The organism is Mucilaginibacter sediminis, from assembly GCF_051903035.1.
Lineage (GTDB): Bacteria > Bacteroidota > Bacteroidia > Sphingobacteriales > Sphingobacteriaceae > Mucilaginibacter.
Map to the genome: position 1 here is coordinate 5,996,561 of NZ_CP170602.1, position 20,151 is coordinate 6,016,711.

Below are 20,151 nucleotides of genomic sequence, written 5' to 3' on the forward strand. Positions count from 1 at the left end.
GAAATTATCGTTTAGCGTATTTTCTTGTTTTCACCTGCTCGCCGGGGAGTTCAAAGGCGGCCATCACGCAGCGGAAGCCTATGTAGGAGTGGGCGTTGCCCTGGTCTTCAAAACTGCGGGTATCACTGTTCAGCATCTCGCCGTTATCTTTCCATGATCCGCCGCGTACTACCTTTCGTTTTAATAGGGGCGAGTCTTTATCGGCGGCATCATACAGCAACGCCGGGTTTAAATCGTTTACCAGTTGCGATGCCGAAGGGCTAAAAGCGTCCATCGTCCACTCAGATACGTTGCCGGCCATGTTGTAAATGCCAAAGGCGTTGGGGGTATATGAGGTAACCGGCAGCGTAAATGTTGATCCATCGCTGGAGTAAGCGCCCTCGCCCTGTTTAAAGTTTAGCGAAAGTTTTTCCTTGCCGGTAGCCTTATCAATAGTGGTTTTTACTGTACGTTCTATGGTATCAGCTGGATCGAGCTTGGCTTCGGCAGCGTATTGCCATTGCGCTTCGGTAGGCAAACCAAAACTTAATTTGAAATTTTTAAGATTGGGATTGTTCCTGATGAGCACCTTTAACTGCGTACTGCGCCAGTCGGCATAAGCACGGGCCTGTTTCCAGGTTACCCCGACTACGGGGTTATACTCGTAAATTTTATTGCTGAAGTAGTTGGCATCCATCACCGTCATTTGCGCGTTCGGAAAATCCGTCGACCATACATGCTCGTTAGGATAAACGCCAACCGTATCCATTACATACTGGTTGTTTTTTTCGCCATCCATACGCACATAGTAAAACCGATAGTTCATTAATGCCGGGTCGGGCATACGCTGGCCATTGAGCATGGTCATCATACCGGCCAGCTTTTCTTTTACGTCTGCCGGTGCGCGTTTCCACAAGGGCGAAATCTTGTGCACTTTATCCCAGTCTATCAGCCTGATCTCCTTGCGGTTTTTACCAACGGTTGCCCCTGTGGATGGCAGATAAAAGGAATCATCGTGCAGGTAATCGGTAATAGCTACCGAATCGGCAACCCAGTTTACAAAGGCCTGGTATTGCTTATTTGTTACTTCGGTTTTGTCAATAAAAAAAGCGCTTACGCTTACATTGCGTTTTTCGGATTTATCATCATCATCCTGCAGTTTGTATTGGAAAGTGCCTGATGGTATATACACCATGCCTGCCGGCGGGATGAGGCGCTTTACAGAAACAGCGCGGGTGGCCGGGGTATTGTATAGTTTTGACTGGCAGGAGCTGAGCACTATTAGCAGCAAGCCTGTAATTTGAATTGACGATCTCATAATTGACTTATCGGGGTTTTAAATGAAAAAAAATAGTCGAGGTGAGATCATAGCGTTTTTTTAAGTGGTGAAACAATGACTCAAATATGGGAGGTGTGGACCCAAGGGGGCATAATGTGCCGATGAACAGACTAAATAACTCGACAAAGAAATTGCGGGGTAAAAAGTAGAATTTTTAGTTGGATGCCTGTGCAATATATCAACATGGATATGCGTTTTTAGCCGCGTTTTTGCATGTTGCACAGGGATTTAGGAGATTTTGGCTGAAAATATGGTATGATTTTTAGGCTTTATGGTTGGATATAGCGGCCCGAAATATCGATTTGCAAGAAAAGTATTTTGATAAAACGACGGACAAACAGGAGGGCAGGGCGCTATTTAAGCCACCGGTTTTCGGGACAGCGTTAAGTATGGTAGTGTAAAAATAAGGCCCCGCATTACACGGAGCCTTTGTAATATAAATCGGCTAAAAATTATTTTAAAATACTGCCCACATAACCTTCAACCGCCCGCTGAGGAGCGCGGTTAACATAAAACGATCTGTCTTGCGGCGCCCATGTGCCCAGGCCATCTACATAGCGGTTAAACATGCAAAACGATGCGGCTATCAGCACCGTGTCGTGTATCTCTATATCTGTAGCGCCTTCGCTTCGGGCGGCATCTACCTGTTCAATGGTTACATTTTTGCCCCCTTTTTGAACACTACCGGCAATAGTTAATAAAGCCTTTATTTTAGGCGATATATCGGCGGATGTAAAATCGGCTTTAATAGCATCTATATCGTCTATACTACAGTTAAGATAGTGGCCGGCTACCGCGCCATGCACGTTCTGGCAAAAAAAGCAGTCGTTCAGGTACGATACGTAAGTGCCTATCAACTCCCGCTCGCCTCGGGTTAGCGAGTTGTCTGAGCGCAGCAAAAATTCGGCAAGGGCATTCAAGGGGGCCTCGGTTTCGGGCCGGTAAAACATCAGGCCTCTTATGCCTGGCAAGTCGTTATTTAATTCAATATGTGCCATGGTATATTTTTTATGGTGAATAATTATTGCTTTGGTGTAGGTAATTCAATAACTAAAAAATGGAATTACAAATAATATCGAATAACGAATTTCGAATATCCAACACCGAAGTTTTTCTTCATTATTCGACATTGGATATTCGGTGTTCGATATTTAAATCAATCTTCGTTCATCACTTAGGAGCATTGGGAGGTAAAGTATACCCCTTTGCCATACGTACGCCCATTTCTGCATATGCTTCCGGATCTGTTGGTGTAAGGCTGGCCAGCCCGTCTACATAACGGTTAAACATGCTGAACGACGCCGCTATCAGTACCGTATCGTGTAATTCGCGGTCGGTAGCGCCAAGACTTTTGGCGGCGTCAATATCGGCCTGTTTAACTTCGGTACCCAGGATTTGCACTTTACCAGCTATGTTTAATAGCGCTTTCAGCTTATCGCTTACCGGGGCCTCCTGCATATCTCTCAATACCTCGTCAACAATAAGGGCATCGTCTTCATACAGGCACCTTGCCGCAGCGGCATGGCTACTGTAGCAAAAGGTGCAGTTGTTGCGGTACGATACATATGCGGCTATCAGTTCGCGCTCAGCGGGTGATAGGGTAGATTCGCCCCGCAGCAGTATCTGCGCCAGCTCATATAAAGGCTTACCTGTTTCGGGCCTGAACATGACCAGCGAACGGATGCCCGGAACGCCTTCGGGTACATTGATGTGTGCCATATTTTTATTGAATTATTGAATTATTGAATTATTGAATTATTGAATTATTGAATTATTGAATTATTGAATTATTGAATTATTGAATTATTGAATTATTGAATTATTGCTCTTTAAAAACCTTTTCGCTTTAACCTTTCAGCTTTTGCCTTCTCTTTTATGGCCAAAAAGCACTACCAGCAGACCTACCACAAATACTAACGAAAAAATGAATATAGCATTACCATAGCCGCCCAGGGCCGATACCAGTATGCCTACAAACAATACGGCTGTTGCGGTAAATATTCTGCCTATGTTAAAGCAAAATCCCGTTGCTGTGGCACGGATGCCGGTTGAAAATAGCTGTGGTATGTAGGCTGATAATACACCCTGGCTGGCGCCGAAAAATAAAGCCAGTACGCAGATCTCGGCATAAATAACAGGGCTGAAGGTGCTGTTGGTTTTAAACAACACGAACGATAAACCGGCACATACCGCAAAACAAATCAGCATCGACCGGCGCAAGGTAAGCAGGTTTACCAGCCACCCCGAAAGGAAACCACCTGTTAGGCCACCCATACCCAAAAACATCATGCTTAAGCCACGCTCTTTGGCTGCATCATGATTGGTGATAAGGCTTTGCACCCAGGTTGGCAGCCAGGAAAATATGGCCCACAGGCCTATTAACATAGTGCCAAAGGTCAGCGAACCTACTACCAACTCCCGGCGATGGGCGGGCGATAGTAATTTATTTAGCGGGTTGTTGCGGTTGGCAATATCGTTACGATAGCTTAGCCAGCCTGGCGATTCGGATAAAACCCAGGCGCCAATCAGCGCCAGGGCCAGCGGGATAACGCCGATCAGAAAACCTGACCGCCATGACGATACCACGTAATTGATAAGCCCGGCCGAAAAGATACCCACGGGGAAGGCGATAGACAGGATTCCGATAACAACGGCTTTGCTTTTGGCAGGCCAAACTTCGCTTATCAGGGTAATGGTTGTTACCAATACGCCGCCCACGCCAAAGCCACTCATAAAGCGGCATAGCACAACGCCCCACCAGGTGGGCATTTGCCCTGTTAAAATGGTGAAGATGCCATAACAGCTAATGGCCATCAGTAAGGCGGTTTTACGGCCCATTTTGTCGCTGATAACGCCCCAGGTAAAGCCGCCCAATGCCCAGCCAAAAATGAAGATGGCGTTAATATAGCCACTGATGGAGTTAATTTCGTTTGGAGGCAAATTGCCCTGCAAATCTTTAACTACTACCGGCAGATAAACCGACATCAGGGTAGATACCGTGCCGCCAAGCGCGCTGCTCAAAAAACAAATAGCAAATAGTATTGCCCGGTAAGGTACGCTGATATCTGTTTTCGGTTTTAAACCCGGCTTATCAATTACAAGTGTGCTCATGTTGTTTATTTTAAAAGGTCATCAAATACTATGGATACATAATAAATTGCGCCAATGGCCGGCGAACCGTACGACTGGTAGATGTGCTGGTTAAAAATATTGCTGCCACCCAGCTTAACTGTAGATTTGAATTTTGGGAGCTTTTTGCTGATCTGCGCATCAACCACCGAGTAAGCATCTACACGGCCCGGACGCGTACCGTTAAAAGTACCGTACCAGTCAAACGCGCTTTGCCAGTGCCAGGCCAGGTTAAAGCCAAAATTGTTGGCAAAATTGCTGTTGCCAAAAGTGGTATTGGTAGCCCATTTAGGCGTGTTAAAGGCTGCAATGTTATTTGGATTTGCGTTGCGCAGATTGAAAGTTGATAGCGTAGCGTTGGCACCCAGGGCATATCCTTTATCAAACAAATAAGTTAAGCCTGCGCTTGCGCCCTGTGCCGATACTTTATCGGGCGCGTTGGTGTATAGCTGGAAGGCATGTACCTTGCCACCGGGAATATCACTTGCCGATGCTGTGGTAACCTTGCCATCGGCACCTAATATTTGATCTTGTGGCTGTATTACTACCGTGTTCAGGATAAAGTTGGTATAGCTGCTGTAGTAATAGTTTACATCAACCAGTAATTTATCCATAATTAAGCCTTTATAGCCCAGCTCAAAGGCCTTTTGCTGCTCGGGCTTAATATAGGCCACATTTGATTTTTGCAATAACCCTTTGTTTTGCTCAACCGCTTGCGGAAAGGGTGTTCCGCCGGCAACAGCCGCACCAAATGCCGCACCAAAGGCACTTACTGATGATGCAGTGAACGAGTTTTCATAAACGTTTAACCCTGCACTGTTTTTGGGCGCGCCACCTAAAATGGTGATAGGGCCTACGTTAAGGTGAATAAACTGATCAACCGGGGTAGGGTTCCGGAAACCGGTTTGGTATGATGCCCTGAAATTATGGGTTTTATCAACGGTATAAACTGCCGAGAAGCGAGGCGTAAAGCTGCCTTTAAAGTTTTCGTTTTTATCGTAACGGATAGAGGCAGTTAGCTTCAGGTTATCGTCAAACAGTTTTTTGGCGGCCTGCATAAACGCGCCGTATTCGGCAATGGTTACTCGGTTGGTTTTATCATCAAACAAGCTGCCGTTGGTAAACATGCGGTAATCGCGGTAACTGCCGCCGGCCAGCAGTTCAAACACTTTAATAGCGCTCGAGAAATCGTATTGCCCATCAGCATGGTAAAATTTACTTGCACTAAATACACCCGCACCGCTTAGGCCGTAGTTATGGATAGATGCATCTTTGGCAGCGTTGAAGGCAGCTGTGCCCGGTAAAAAACGGCCCTGATCTGCAAAAGACCTTGCTGCCGCATTATCGTGGGCGGTTACGCCGCTGGCGTTGCCGTTGTATGCTGTTGAATAACGGATAAACCAGGTATCGTCGGCTTTATCGGGCGTAACGGTGTTACCGCTTAAATCCTGTACCCAATCGCGGTTGATGAACTGCGCCAGCGAGCGGGTATTATATGAATCGTGCGAGTTTTCGGCTACGGAGTATCCGCGGATAAAAAAGTTACTGCCTTTCAGCTCCACCCTGTGGGTTTGCAGTACAAAGTTATTCAAATCAAAACGGCTGCTGCCGGTATAGCTGGCGGTTCCTTTACCAAAGTTGTACTGGTAAATGGCCTCCAGGTTATTGCTGATGCGGTAATGCAAAGCGCCGTTTAACTTAAGGCTGTATACGTTATAATTCATCAGGTCTTTTTCCTCGTAACCGGTTCTCGATACCAGGCCGATGCCGGGAAGTGTGCGGGAGACTTCATCGCCGTAAATATTCAGCGCGTCGCGTCCGGGGTTATTGGGCCCCCGTTGGGCAACCGGGGTTGATGCGCTTACATCGGTATAGTTTTCGGCATACCAATCCCTGCCGGTTAAATACGAGGCGTTAATTTTCAAGGCAAATCTGTCGTTGAAGGCTTTGGCATATCGCGCGGCAAAATCATACAAACCCTGTGGTTTTACAGATGATTCGCCAAAGTGGTTCATTCCGGTTTTAACCTGCAGAGTTAAGCCCTGGTATTTGAAGGGATCTTTTGTTTTTAACGACAATAAACCATTAAAGGCTACGGGGCCATATAAAGCTGATGCCGCACCTGGTATAACTTCGGCGCTTTCGATATCAATATCCGATGCGCCGAAAAGGTTACCTACCGAGAAGTTGAGGCCGGGTGTTTGGTTATCAACACCATCAACCAACTGCAAAAAGCGGCCGTTACCAGTGCTGTTAAAGCCACGGGTGTTTACCTGTTTGTAGGTTAAGCTGCTGGTTACCGCTTCAACCCCTTTTAAGCTTTGCAAGCCATCATAAAACGTGAATGAAGGATTTTCTTTGATAGCTTTCAGGCTCATTTTTTCGATACTAACCGGCGATTGCAATATGCTTTGGTTAATACGGGTAGCAGATGATACAACCTCGTTTAGTACGATGGATTTTTGCTGTAATTTGAGGCTTACTTCGCCGGCGGCTGTAACATTGTTTTCTATTTGCTCATACCCTACGGCAGATATAATGAGCGTAAAGGGCGGCTTAATTTTATTAAGGTTGAGGGAGTAATTACCCTTCGAGTCGGTAATGGTACCGGTTAATTTTCCTTTAACGGTAATGCTGGCGCCGACAACAGCCTGACCGGTTGCGGCATCGGTTAGGGTTCCCGTTATTTTGCTTTCCTGTGCAAACAGGTTGATTGACGAGAGCAGTAATATGATAAATAAAAGTTTTTTCACAGTGATTTGGTTTTAAATTAGTTAGGGTAATGGCTTATTTTTTTAAGTGATCATAGCCTTGCGGCAGGCGGGTATAACCATGGTTAACCAGGCGATCGGCCAGGATGTTATAGTACCCCGCATCGGCAGGTAACGCTGTAGCCAGGCCATCAACATAGCGGTTGTACAGGCAAAAAAGCGCAGCTATTAGTACGGTATCGTGAATTTCGATGTCCGTCGCGCCCGCAGCTTTAGCCCGGTCAATTTCGGCGGAGGTTACATTTTTGCCGCTTTGGCCGGTTAGTTTGGCAATGGTGAGCAGTGCCTTCATTTTTTCGCTCACTGGTGCTGTCTCGATGTTTTCTTTGATTTTTCGGGCGGTATCATTTTCGCCTAAATACAGATCGGCAGCGGCGGTGTGGGCGGTAGTGCAAAACTTGCACTGATTGCCGTGCGATACGATGGTAGCTATCAACTCACGGTCACCCTCAGACAGGGTCGACGGGCCGCGGAGCAAAATTTGGGTAAGGTCGCGAATAGGAGCAGCACTTTCTTTGCTGTACTCCAACAGGCCGGTAATGCCCGGTAAATGGGATTCAAGAGGTATGTAAGGCATGAGTTTAATTTGAGGATTTGAAAATTTGAAGATTTGAAAATTTCCGAAGGGGTAATTAGCTTATCGATACTCTTACTACGTCGCTGTCGCGTTTGTGCTCTGGCTAAATGCAAAGCAGCAAACGCGTTAAAGCGCACAGGCAAATTCCAATAAAAGCAAATCATTGGTACTAACAGTACCGTCCGGAAAATGAATTAAAAAGAGGGGATTAGCAGCTGGCTTTTGGCGGTTGCTCAGGAATGTCCTGGTGGTAATAAACCAAAGGTTGTACGGGTTGTACAACGTTTTTCTGTAAGTTTTTTGTAGGGCAATTAAACTCAATTTGCGCAAAAGAGAAACTGATGTTTTCCTGCACAATGGTTTTGCCGTAGGGCACATGATCTTTTTGTGGTACCGGGATATCTTTAACGCCTTTGGCATTAACTACATTTTTATCAATATGTTGGGTGGTTTCGTAATTGGGGATGCACATCAGGTGTAAACCGGTGCGTGTCATCTTCATTTTTACGTAGTTGTAGTTGGTGTTCCCAAACTGGATTTGCCCTGCAATGTTCTCAAAATTTTTCCAGTCGCTGATATTAGGCAGGTTAACAGGGATAATTATCTCTGTTAAATCTTTAATATTGTAAAGACCTTTGCGGGTTTGTTCGGTATAAAACTTATCTGTTTTGTAAACCAGATATTGATGAAATGCCAGCTGCCCGCCAATATTTAGCAGGTGAATGTTGAGTAACATTAAGGCAATAAACTTTTTCAATCTGGTTTAAAGGCAAAAGAGTTGTTTAAAGTTGTGACTTTAAAACAAACTTTCAAAATTTTATTTAATAATAGCGTGAATATCTGCCGGGTTTACGCCCTATTTGCTCCGGAGTTAATTTTTAATGTACATTTATGCTGCCAACTTTATAAAACAGCAACCCGATGTTTAAATATTTTACCTACTGCCTTGTCTTCGTGACGTTTACTGTTAAAGTATTTGCCCAGCAAACGCCAACGCCACAATGGCGACCAGCATACCATTTTACGCCGCCCACCGGCTGGAGTAACGACCCTAACGGACTCCTCTTTCTCGACGGGAAATATAACCTGTATTATCAGCATAACCCTTTCGAAAATAAATGGGGGCACATGAGCTGGGGGCACGCCACCAGTACCGACCTGCTGCACTGGAAAAATCTGCCGGTTGCCATTCCCGAAATAGTGACCAAGGATACTTTAACCTATGTCTACTCCGGCTCGGCAGTGGTGGATAAAAATAATACCAGTGGTTTTGGTAAAAATGGTAAAGCTCCTATTGTTGCCATTTTTACTGCCGATCAGCCCAAACAGAAAAAAGAATCGCAATATATAGCTTATAGTAACGATGGAGGCATAAGCTATACCCAATACACCGGCAACCCAGTTATCGATTTGAATAAAAAAGATTTCCGCGACCCCAATGTTTTCTGGCACGAACCAACCAAACAGTGGATTATGACTGTAGCCATGGTTGACGAGCATATGGTAAGGATTTACGGCTCTAAAAACCTGAAAGAGTGGACAAAACTCAGCGATTTTGGCCCTGCTGGTTATACTAAAAGCGGCTGGGAATGCCCATCAATGGTGCCGTTGTTGGTCGATGGCAACAAATCGAAAATTAAGTGGGTGCTTTTTGTTTCGGCCTTTACAGACCGCGGTCCATCGATGCAATACTTTATTGGCGATTTTGATGGCACTACTTTTAAAAATAGTTATCCCGGTGCCGCAACCTTGCCGGTTGATGGTGGCGATGCTTTTTATGCTGCTATCCCCTGGCGTTTACCCAATCATAAAACTACTTTATTGGGTTGGTTGGTGCCTGGCAAACCAGATACCTACCCGTGGCGCGGCCAAATGTCTATCCCCCGCAATCTTTCCTTAAAAACTACAAGCCAGGGATTGAGGCTGGTACAACAGCCTACTGTCGACAGTGAAAAGAAACTTGATACAATGGCTGCCAGTGTTATTTTTAAAGACATCCAGATGAAAAAAAGCGATATACCATTGCCGGAAGCTGGCAACAGTAATGCTTATTGGATAGATGCCGAATTTGTTATGAGCACAACCAAACTGGCCGGTTTTAAAATTGCACAAAACAAGGATATGCCAGCCAATGATATAATTGTAGGGTACGATGCTGCTAAGCAACAACTGTTTATTGATTGCTCGAATGCCGAAAAGAATAATAAGCCAGCTGTTAATCACATTCAAACTATACCCATGCGGCCTATGAAACTCTTGAATACACTGGTGAAGATCCAGCTACTTGTTGACCGTAATTCAATAGAGATATTTGGCAACAATGGGGAAAAGGTTATTACTACGGCTTTTTACCCTGATGCAAAATCTACGGGGGTATCAATATTTGGCGAGTACGTTGACGTTAATTTGAAGATCAGAAGAATGGATAAATAAGGGTGTAATCTTAAAGAAAATGCGTTTTCTGTAAGTTTTATTTTATTAAACTTTCAAAATATTTTGAAAGTTTAATAATTTATTTAGATTTGTACTATCTAAACGGATAAAAATAAATAGCCTGTAAAATGAAAACCATAGGTTTTAGTATTCAGCAATTGATCTGGTTTGCGGGGCTGGCACAGGTTGGGCTGGCGGTTGGCAGCCTGGCCATTCCCCGGGTTTTAAATTGGCGGCCCGAGCTGTTAAAAGTGCAGCCCCTGATTAAGCAAATGTTTTGGACTTATGCCGCATACATCCTGGTTATTAACCTTTGCTTCGGGCTGCTTTCGGCACTGGCATCTAATGACCTTGTTAACGGAACACGGCTTGCAACATTGCTTACCGGCTTTATCGCCGCCTACTGGATCTCCAGGGTGTTGATCCAGTTTCTTTATTTCGACAGGGCAAATTTCCCTTCAGGTAAATTGCATAAACTGGCCGAGGCGGTATTGGTTGTTCTTTTTGTTTTCCTGAGTATTGTTTATAGCAGGGCCTGTTACTTTAATTATATGCAGTCATGATCACCACGACGGTACTATTACCCTTGTTATATTTCGGCATCACAAACGCTGTTGTTGTACTGTTGGGCTATGTTTTTATAAAATATAAAATGGTGTGGCAAAGCTGGGTTTTGCTGATTGTGAGCATCCTTATCGTTGATCTTATATTTTTACATGCTAACCCCATATTGCGAATGCTGGCCATTATTGCCACAACCTTTACCGCCATGAAGGTTATTGCTGTGGCTCAAAATTATAAAAGCAAAAAACTTACCCTTCGATTTAATCAATGGCTGGTTTTTGCAGGCGGCTGGGCCGGCATGCGTGCCGAACCTTTTGAAAACCTTGGGCATGCACCCTTAACCAATGCCTGGGCAATGATTTGGTTTGGCCTGGGCCGGGTAATAGCCGGCGGGGTATTTATTCTGCTGGGGCGCCAAATTGTATTGCTGCCTTTGGGGCCGAAGCCGGCTTACCTGTTAACCACCGCTTTTTTACTGGTTGGGCTAAGTCTTATTCTTCACTTTGGACTGTTGAGTATTAGCGCAGGTACGTGGCGACTTAAAGGCGTAAATACCTATTACCTGTTCAAACAACCTGCCAGGGCCATGAGCATTACTGAATTTTGGGGTAAACGCTGGAACATGGCCTTTAGCGAAATGACCTCCATAACCATCTTTCGCCCCTTGCGTAATAAAATAGGGCCGGCTGCCGCGTTAATGGTCGCATTCGGTTTCTCGGGACTGCTGCATGAACTGGCCCTTAGTGTACCGGTAAATAGCGGATATGGTTTGCCTATGATATATTTTATTATCCAGGGAGCTATGGTACTGCTGGAAAAAGTGTTGACAAATGGTGGGGCTGCTTTTTTAAAACACCCGTTCACCGCCCGTTTATGGACATTGTTTTGGGTGATAGCACCAATGCCCTTGCTGTTTCACCCGCAGTTTATCAGGCAAATTGTGTGGCCGATGGTGGGGTTACACGTGTAAGCTTAAAATAACGTGTATCGCATGGGCGTTCAATGGAACATTTGTGCAACTCCCTGCCCATGACATATTCTTTAAACTTCTCTTTTGTCATAGCGAGTGACAGAATCCGCAGTCAAGAAACTCCGGAGCTGGAATTGATTTTCAATGGTACACCCCACTCAAAAAATATGTGCACAATGCAGCATCCGAATTGCGACCTACACTGTTAGATAAACATCCGGCATCGTTGAAGGTGGATAAAGCAGGTTTATAATTAATGGAATAAAGTAGTTATCGGGCATTTTATACCTTTAATTACTTGCAAACTTGGGTATATTTGGGGTAAACGCATTTCAACGGTGAATGTACGATCAAAATAAAATAGACGATTTTTTTCTTCGCTCTGAACAAACTATTAAAACTTGTGATCGAGACAGTGCTTTCATACTTATTTCGTCTGAAATAGACAATTGCGAAACCAGGTATCTTAACGAATACATTACAGCTCTGAATTTTATACGTCATGAAAAAGCTTTAGACTGGATTGAAATGAGTGCCCATAGAATAACTGATGTAAATCTCAGTTGGGGGCACCTTGCAGCCAGTTCCTATTTTAACTGGAATAAGGCAGATAAATGGTTGACAAAAGGGAGGCCCTTGAGTTTAATAAGCCTTGATGCATTGGTGTTCTGCACGTCAATTGGAGAACGATTAAATCAATCGCCCTGGATGAGACAAATTCAGCCAAGGCTTGTTGATAATCCAAAGCCAGAAATTGTTGCTGCAAGAGTTCAAGAATATTTGAAAACAGACGCTGTGCCGAGAACAAAGCGGGTTGTTAATCAGATTATTGAAAATATTTTTGATGCCGGATATTAGTCATTAAGTATGCTGATTGTATTAAAAAGTGAGTTCAGCATCCCTGATTCTTCGAAATTGCGGAGTACTCACCCGCCTGTTCGCAGTAGTCGAACTGCACCGCTCTCGGGCGATTGCAGTGTACAGACGCTCGAAAATTTGAATTTTATTTCGCAAACCCTAAGCCTCGTTCAAGCCCCATCTTTCCTGCACAGCAGAAGAGAGGGGGACGAGCGCAGCGATGCCGGGTGAGTCTTTGCCTGCGTTCAAATATTTACCCCTAAAACACAAACACCCCGCTATGCCGGGCATAACAGGGTGTTGCTTAAGTTTATGATAGGTTAAAGGATAAAGGCTTTTAAATAGGCGTTTGCATAAGTGCCCCAATCTTTCATTACATTTTTTAGCGTAGCGGTCAGTTGCTGGTTGTTTACCACTTTTCCTTTTTTGGGTGGCATAAGCGCTTTGTCATCCACCGGCACTTCGTTTACTTTGGTGGCAAACCAGGTTACGTTTTCATGCGGCAGGGCAAGGCCCAATATCATCCCGGGAAGGCCTGTGAAACTTTCTGGTCCGCCAGGTACGGCAATGTCGTCGGCATAAAACGCTACCACATAAATAGAGTCCATAACCAGCGCGTTGGCACGGCGGCAGGTAAAGCCGGCTATTTCGCGGGTTTCACTGGTTATCTTCCAGTTTATTTTGCGCAGGGTGTCTTTTACCAGGAAGTTTTGCTCAAAAACCTTTTTCTGGTTGATGCTTAAGCCCGTGGTTAAATCGTCGGCAATGGTATTTACCTGGTTTACTACGGGGCTTTCGCCAAAGAAACCATTATCGGGCGCATCAGATTCGATAGGCGTAAACAATGTTTTGTTATTGGCAAATGTTAACGTGCTTTTAAGTTTTTTAAACTGTGGCTGTGTTTTTTTATAGGAGTCAAAAGCAGATCGAAGAAAGTCTTCATTGTTTTTATTGATCTGTTTTTCAAAAAAAGCAAACATGTTCACAGTTTTTTCAAACTCGATGGTGCCATTCATGGTAAAGTGCTTGTTTTGAGCAAACACGGCGCTACTGCCAAAGGCAATTATACAGGTGGTAAGTATTATAAGGTTTTTCATAGTGCTTATTTTTTAGGTGCTGCCCCGCCGCCAACATGGTTAAAATCCCAGGTAAGGGATAACATAAAATATCTTTTAATCGCAGTATATCTTTCCTGAGTAAGTATGACGGCAGATCCTGACCGGTTGTACCCTTTATTTTGGTTAAGCAAGTCGTTGCCGCTTAAAGTTATTTTAATACTTTCGTCCTTCATAAACGCCTTGCTTATGTTGGCATTTAGCGTGGTACGCTTAAAATCTTCAGGAAAAGATTGCGTTTTGGCGTTGTATTGGTAATTACAATCGGAGCCAATACCGAATTTTGCCGGTAAATAAATATTAAACCCGCCGTTGGCATTAAACCCGCTGCCGTTATTGTTTACATTTGGTAAAAGCGATGATGAGTTAAGCGTATAGGCGGGGCCGGCAGATGCCCATACATTATATTTTTTTTGCTTGTATTTTGATAAGTTAAAATTGGCCGAGTAGGTGTACGAGGTAGTTTTATTGAGCTTGTTGTTTGACAGGTTATAATAGGTATTTCCATTAGCATCGGCGCTTAAACCGGCGTTGATATCGCCAATCGGGATTTTGCGGCCGTAGTAAACATTAACGTACATATTAACAGTTTGCTTATCCAGGTTTGAAGATTGAAAAACACTTTTACCGGTTTGCGTATCGGTAACCACATTGCTTACAATAGGGTTCATGGTGCTGCTGTATGAGCCGCCTACGTACAACGATTGATCGCTGATAACCTGGTAAGAGTTGTACCATAACGAAAACCGGTTAGTAAATGATGGCTTCAGGTTAGGATTACCCAATGTAACATTGAGCGGGTCGGTATTTACCCTTACCGGCTGAATCTGGTCGATGTTTGGTTGCGAAGTATTACCGTTGTAACTGATACGGATAGATTGCTGCTGCGAAAACCGGTATTGGTATGTAGCCTGCGGAAACCAGTTTACAAAGTTGCGGGTCCGGGAATTGGCATCGTTAAATAAATCAACCTGTTTAAAATTAACCGTCGCTACTTTTGAGCCAAAGTTGAAAGTGGCCTTTTTACTTTTATAATTAAAATTTAAGCCAAACTGGTTAGAAAGCTGATTAAGCTTGTAATTATTGCTCAGCGAATCAATTTGTACGTTATAAACACCCGGGGCCGATTGGTTGTAGGAGCGCCTGTCTGAGGTTCCGTTGTTCACGTTGATGCCGTAATTTACAACAGCCGAAAACTTTTTAGATAGCGGCTCGGTATAGGTTACAGTGGAGCTTAATACATTATTTTTAGTTTGGGTGGTTTTACGCTGATCTATGGCCTGCGTACTGGTTGCATTTTCCAGCGTATCAAAAAACGCCGTGTTTGATTTCAAAAAGCCCTTCGCATCGCTTTCATTGTAAGCTTCGCTGATGTTTACCGATAATGTGCGTCCTACTCTTTTAAATTTTTTGGTGTAAAAAGCGCTTGCATGAAATATTTTGTCGGTAACATCATTGTTTACTGTCCGGTTATTGGTGTTTAGCTTAGTACCGTTTTGGCGTAAGCTTGTCGAGGTGTAAGTATTATCAACCTTGCTGTGTTTATCAGTTCCGTCAACCATCAGCTTTAAATTTGATGACGTATCCAGTTTTACCTGGTACGTTAAATCAAGCTTTTGGCGAAACATATATTTATGAAAGGTTTGATCGGAGTTGCTGTTGATAAAATTGCCCGGCAGTGTATTTTGGGTTAAGATGTTTTTTGTTCCATCCACATCAAGCGAGCCTATTTTATAATTGGCGTTGATTGATTGTTTATCAGCATTCCATTTGGTATCATAATGTGCACCGGCGGTGCGTGCTAATGGGATACCCTCGCCTTCAAACCTGCCATTCCAGCTGTCAAGGTCGCTCTCGTCGCCGCCTCCGTTAAAGAATAAGCCGCCGTCGTCGCTAAACTCCAGGCCGGTGCCGCCGTATTTATTTTCGTCTCTCCAGCCAAGGCCTATTTTACCGGTATTGCCTATAGTACCATAAACCGAAAACTTTTGCTTTCCCTTAAAGCGGTTAAACATCAGTTGTTCCTGGTAATATTTATCGGTACCGCCTTCAGCATCCAGTTTGCCAAAATAGCCGTTCTTTTTATCCTCTTTAAGCTTAATGTTGATGGTTTTATTTTTCACCCCGTCATCAACACCGGTAAATGCGGCCTGGTCGCTTTTTTTATCGTAAAGCTGTACTTTATCTACCATATCTGCACGCAGGTTTTTGGTAACCAGGGTTGGGTCATCGCCAAAAAATTCCTCGCCATCAACCAAAACCTTACTTACGGTTTGGCCCTGGGCGGTAATTTTACCATCCTTATCCACCTGGATGCCTGGAAGCTCCTTCAAAAGGTCTTCTACTTTTGCGTTCGGTTGTACAGTAAATGCATTGGCATTAAATTCGGTAGTATCGCCCTTAATTTTAACCGCCGCTACCTGGGCTTTTATAATAACTTCTTTAAGCAGCTGTGTTTTAAGTATCATGCCTATGCGGCCAAAATCGTGCGTGGTATGTGCCGAATCGAGTGTAAAACGCTCTACAAAATCGGCATAGCCAGAGTAGCTTACCAGCAAAATGAATTTACCTTTTTTTAGATTATTGATGGCAAACTGACCGTCGTTTACCCGGGTAAACTTTTGCAGGATAGAATCTTTGGCATTTAAAACAGCAACAGTAGCGTTGGTTAATTTAGAATTTGAAGCCGTATCGACAACTCCGCCTTTGATGGAATAAGTACTTTGTGCAAAAACAGAAGCTGTACCAAGCAGGAGTATTATTAGTGCAGTAATTGTGATTTTCATAAGGTTATTTATGGAAACCAAGATATAACTAAGTTTTTAGTAATCAAAACGATTTAACATTTGCACCTGTATATTTAACATTTAAAGCCAAAAATTTAACATTTATGAATTTTTTAAAGCATGCAAGCAATTGATTTTCATCTTAGTAAACAAATATGGTCTTGTAGTGTAATAATATTATTACATTTTACATAAAATACCGAAAGATAAGCGGCGAATAGCAAAGGGATAAATGTATAAAGCATGGTGTTATGCAAGCCAATAGTGTAAAATGGAAAATTATAACTTGGAATTGCTTTTTACCTTGAACTTAAGATTGAAATATTGTTGGTGATTGAACAAGTTAGAAAATATCACCTACTGCTTCTTGTTTTTTTGGTAAGCTACCCAAACGTAAAAAGGTACGCTCATCATCAGCAAAACAAAGCCGTAATACACGGCATCTTTGCCGGTTCCTACAATATTCCACAGCGCATAACCAAATGCTACTATAGCCAAAAACACTGCGCCAAGCCAGCCATCTGCCTGTTTATTTTTTACCTTGATAATAAGATAGGACGCAGCCGATAACAGGTAAGGAATAAGCATCGACAGCAGCGAAAGCAGCAGTAAAAACCGGAATTGTTCAACAAATCCTTTGGAGTAATTCATACTCATAAAAACAGAAACCAGTGTACTGCTAAGCAGGATTCCCATGTAAGGCACGCCTTTTTTATTTTGCTTGCTAAATATGGCGGGGAACAATTTATCCCTGGCTACAGCAAAGGGCATTTGCCCCTGCATTAGTGTCCACCCGTTAAGCGCGCCAAAAGCGGCAATGGCAACGCCGGCGCTTACCCAGTAGCGAATGTTGTTGCCATAAATTATAGCAGCTGCATCGGCGTAAGGGGTTTGCGATTTTGCTAATTCCGCAGCGGGAATAAGGCCCATTACGCTTACACTACCTAAAATATACACCAATGTAGCAATTAACAGGCCCAGCAATGTGGCACGCGGCACCGTTTTTTTGGGATTTTCCACACTCCCGGCGGGTATAGTGGCGCATTCAATCCCGATAAAAGAAAACAGGGTCATGGCTGCGGTAGTGCTTATTGCACCATAGGTACTTGTACCGCTGCTATTAAACGGGCTAAAGTTTTTGGCCTGTAAAAAAAACAGGCCGCCAAATGCCACAAGCACCAGTGGTAAAATTTTAAGTATAGTTGTAACCAGCTGCCATTTGCCGCTGGTTACAACTCCGCGTGTGTTGATATAAGTAAGCAGCCATATAGCGCACAGGCCGGTGGCTATTGCCGGCAGGCCGCTTGCCAGCGCCGGGAAAAACGTACTCAAAGCGCTCACCAGCGATTTGGTAATGGCCGCGCAGGCGCATGAGGTAGATAAGAAATAACCCCAGGCCACCAGGAAGCCTGCAAAATCGCCCAGTCCGTAACGTGTAAAGGCGTAGGGGCCACCCGTAGCATGTGGCAGCAGCTTACTCATGTTACTGAAAACCTTTGCCAGGAAAAACGAGCCCACTGCCGAAAACACCCACCCCAACAAACCAATACTCCCGAAGCTGGCCATAGCGGCGGGTAGTAAAAAAACACCTGCACCTATCATATTGCCCGCCACCAGGGAGGTGCTTGTCCATAAGCCTAATTTTTTTTCTGAGTTGGGCATTGCAGTAAATAAAATTGAGGATGATAAGATAGGGTTTTTATTAAATACTGCCGTAGTAATTTGTATAGGTGGCCAAAACTTTGTTTTGAAGGCATCTTGAATTTTGTTTAAACATTTCCCCTTCAAATTCCTTTTACTACCGGCACCTGCTGCCGATTTATAGTCGGCGTATAATTCCCGGATGAAGAAAAATAATTTTTTAGGCGCAAGAAAAACGGTTACAGTGCTTTTGGCCACGGCAATTGCGGCAATAACACTCGCTTTTGTTTTAAACAAACATTCTGACAAAACGCTAACTGCCGATAAAAATAACGGCGGGCTATACCTGCCGGGTAATTTCAAAGCCGTTATTGCCATTGATAGCCTGGCCGGCAGGGCACGGCACCTTGCCGTAAATACAAATGGAGATATTTATGTAAAACTCAGGTTTCCCGATTCTATTGGCGGCAACATTGCGGCACGGGATACCGATCATGACGGCAAGGTAGATACGATTAAAAAATTTGGCAACTATGATGATAAAGGGCCTTATGGTACCAGTATGCGGGTGCATAAAGGCTACCTGTATTTCAGTTCGGAGGTAAACGTTTACCGCACCAAATTAAATCCCAATACCCTGGTGCCCGATAGTCCGCTGGAATTAATATTACATGATGCTCATGGCGAGCACGAGCACGACGCCAAGCCCCTGGCTTTTGATGATGCCGGGCATATGTACGTGGCCTTTGGTGCTCCATCTAACGCATGCCAGGAGCAAAACCGGGTTCCCGGTTCGCCGGGGATAAAAGGCTGCCCCTTGTTGCAGGAGTACGGCGGCATATGGCAGTTTGATGAAGCCAAACCCAATCAGCAACAAAAAGATGGTATCCGCTACGCCACCGGCCTGCGCAGCGTGGTGGCCATGGATTGGAACACGGCAGATAATTGCCTGTATGTTGTAGCCCACGGCCGCGACGACCTGCGGTTGTTGTTCCCCAAAAAATTCAGCGCCTGGCAAAGCGCCGTAGCACCTGCAGAGGAATTTTTAAAAATAAAACAAGGTACAGATGTTGGCTGGCCTTACTACTATTACGACCCTATTAAACATAAAAAACTATTAAACCCCGAGTATGGCGGCGATGGCATAAAGGCGGGCGACGGCGCAAAATATGCCCAGCCATTGATTGCCTTCCAGGCGCATTGGGCACCCAATGATTTGTTGTTTTACACCGGCAACCAGTTCCCGGCCAGGTATAAGAACGGTGCTTTTGTGGCTTTTCATGGTTCAACCAATCGCTCGCCGTACCCGCAGGCCGGCTTTTTTGTGGCTTTTGTACCGTTTAAAAATGGCGTGCCGACGGGTAAGTGGGAAATATTTGCCGATGGTTTTGCGGGCCGTAACACCGTGGTAAGCGTAAGCGATGCGCTTTGCCGCCCCATGGGTTTATCCACAGGGCCCGATGGTTCATTATATGTAAGTGATACCGAATTAGGAAGGGTGTGGCGTATTTTTTATCAAGGCGATAAAACTAAATTTACCGGCGCTATGCTGGCCAAAATGGAACTGCGTAAAAAGCTGCCCAACTTTAAAATACCTGATCAGGCCCGCAATAATTTTGCTACCGGGATGCTTAAAGGCGGCGCAAAAATTTACACCACGCATTGTGCCAGCTGTCATCAAAAAAATGGCAAGGGAGATGGTAACCTTTTTCCCCCGCTGGCCGGATCGGAGTGGGTAACAGGCGGCAAATACATGGAAAAGGAACTTGCTATAAGGGTTTTATTAAACGGTCTGGAGGGGCCGGTTACCGTTAACGGCAAGCCCTACAATAGCGTAATGCCAAAGCATGATTTTTTGAGCGATGCCGAAATAGCAAGTGTGCTAACCTATATCAGGAGCAATTTTGGTAACAACAGCAGCCTGGTTACCGCATCTGAAGTAAAAAAAATAAGGGCAAGCCTGCCTGGTAAATAGCTCACTTATCCGTT

At 44.4% G+C, this 20,151-nt stretch carries 15 protein-coding genes; 5 read left to right on the forward strand and 10 right to left on the reverse strand.

Annotation, left to right across the window (positions count from 1 at the left end; genetic code table 11):
• Positions 1–4 precede the first annotated feature (4 nt).
• The 7 genes from ACFGVS_RS24815 to ACFGVS_RS24845 form a co-directional block, all read right to left on the reverse strand.
• Complete coding sequence (locus tag ACFGVS_RS24815; RefSeq protein ID WP_439695994.1) at positions 5–1,297, reverse strand: SUMF1/EgtB/PvdO family nonheme iron enzyme; 1,293 nt, start codon at positions 1,295–1,297, stop codon at positions 5–7.
• Between the two features lie 473 nt (positions 1,298–1,770).
• Positions 1,771–2,316, reverse strand: a complete 546-nt coding sequence (locus ACFGVS_RS24820) for a carboxymuconolactone decarboxylase family protein (protein ID WP_274209812.1) — start codon at positions 2,314–2,316, stop codon at positions 1,771–1,773.
• Between the two features lie 172 nt (positions 2,317–2,488).
• A complete protein-coding gene (locus tag ACFGVS_RS24825) occupies positions 2,489–3,037 on the reverse strand; it encodes a carboxymuconolactone decarboxylase family protein (RefSeq protein ID WP_439695995.1) in 549 nt (182 codons plus the stop codon).
• A gap of 135 nt (positions 3,038–3,172) precedes the next feature.
• On the reverse strand, positions 3,173–4,429 hold the full coding sequence (locus tag ACFGVS_RS24830; protein WP_439695996.1) for an MFS transporter: 1,257 nt from the start codon (positions 4,427–4,429) through the stop codon (positions 3,173–3,175).
• Positions 4,430–4,434: 5 nt separating this feature from the next.
• On the reverse strand, positions 4,435–7,200 hold the full coding sequence (locus tag ACFGVS_RS24835) for a TonB-dependent receptor (RefSeq protein ID WP_439695997.1): 2,766 nt from the start codon (positions 7,198–7,200) through the stop codon (positions 4,435–4,437).
• A 34-nt stretch (positions 7,201–7,234) separates the two neighbouring features.
• Positions 7,235–7,795, reverse strand: a complete 561-nt coding sequence (locus ACFGVS_RS24840; protein ID WP_090651764.1) for a carboxymuconolactone decarboxylase family protein — start codon at positions 7,793–7,795, stop codon at positions 7,235–7,237.
• Between the two features lie 208 nt (positions 7,796–8,003).
• Positions 8,004–8,531: a hypothetical protein gene (locus tag ACFGVS_RS24845; RefSeq protein ID WP_439695998.1), complete on the reverse strand. Its 528-nt coding sequence runs from the start codon at positions 8,529–8,531 to the stop codon at positions 8,004–8,006.
• Positions 8,532–8,716: 185 nt separating this feature from the next.
• Here ACFGVS_RS24845 and ACFGVS_RS24850 point away from each other — a divergent pair, with 185 nt between their 5' ends.
• The 4 genes from ACFGVS_RS24850 to ACFGVS_RS24865 all read left to right on the forward strand — a co-directional run bounded on the left by ACFGVS_RS24850 (position 8,717) and on the right by ACFGVS_RS24865 (position 12,620).
• Entirely contained in the window at positions 8,717–10,228 is a 1,512-nt protein-coding gene (locus ACFGVS_RS24850) for a glycoside hydrolase family 32 protein (protein WP_439695999.1), read from the forward strand.
• Positions 10,229–10,356: 128 nt separating this feature from the next.
• Positions 10,357–10,791 (forward strand): hypothetical protein, encoded by a 435-nt coding sequence (locus ACFGVS_RS24855; protein ID WP_274209805.1) that lies wholly within the window; start codon positions 10,357–10,359, stop codon positions 10,789–10,791.
• Positions 10,788–11,762, forward strand: coding sequence for a wax synthase family protein (locus ACFGVS_RS24860; protein ID WP_274209804.1), 975 nt, complete (start codon positions 10,788–10,790; stop codon positions 11,760–11,762). Before ACFGVS_RS24855 ends, ACFGVS_RS24860 begins: the two co-directional genes overlap by 4 nt.
• A gap of 342 nt (positions 11,763–12,104) precedes the next feature.
• Positions 12,105–12,620: a hypothetical protein gene (locus ACFGVS_RS24865; RefSeq protein WP_274209803.1), complete on the forward strand. Its 516-nt coding sequence runs from the start codon at positions 12,105–12,107 to the stop codon at positions 12,618–12,620.
• Positions 12,621–12,940: 320 nt separating this feature from the next.
• Here ACFGVS_RS24865 and ACFGVS_RS24870 read toward each other — a convergent pair whose 3' ends face one another.
• The 3 genes from ACFGVS_RS24870 to ACFGVS_RS24880 form a co-directional block, all read right to left on the reverse strand.
• The gene (locus ACFGVS_RS24870) at positions 12,941–13,717 is read right to left on the reverse strand and encodes a GLPGLI family protein (protein WP_274209802.1); all 777 of its coding nucleotides are present in this window, start codon (positions 13,715–13,717) and stop codon (positions 12,941–12,943) included.
• Positions 13,718–13,722: 5 nt separating this feature from the next.
• Positions 13,723–16,521: an outer membrane beta-barrel protein gene (locus tag ACFGVS_RS24875; RefSeq protein WP_439696000.1), complete on the reverse strand. Its 2,799-nt coding sequence runs from the start codon at positions 16,519–16,521 to the stop codon at positions 13,723–13,725.
• Positions 16,522–16,878: 357 nt separating this feature from the next.
• Positions 16,879–18,183, reverse strand: coding sequence for an amino acid permease (locus ACFGVS_RS24880; RefSeq protein WP_439696001.1), 1,305 nt, complete (start codon positions 18,181–18,183; stop codon positions 16,879–16,881).
• Between the two features lie 181 nt (positions 18,184–18,364).
• Between ACFGVS_RS24880 and ACFGVS_RS24885 the strand changes: the two genes are divergently transcribed.
• Entirely contained in the window at positions 18,365–20,137 is a 1,773-nt protein-coding gene (locus ACFGVS_RS24885; protein WP_439696002.1) for a c-type cytochrome, read from the forward strand.
• Positions 20,138–20,151 lie beyond the last annotated feature (14 nt).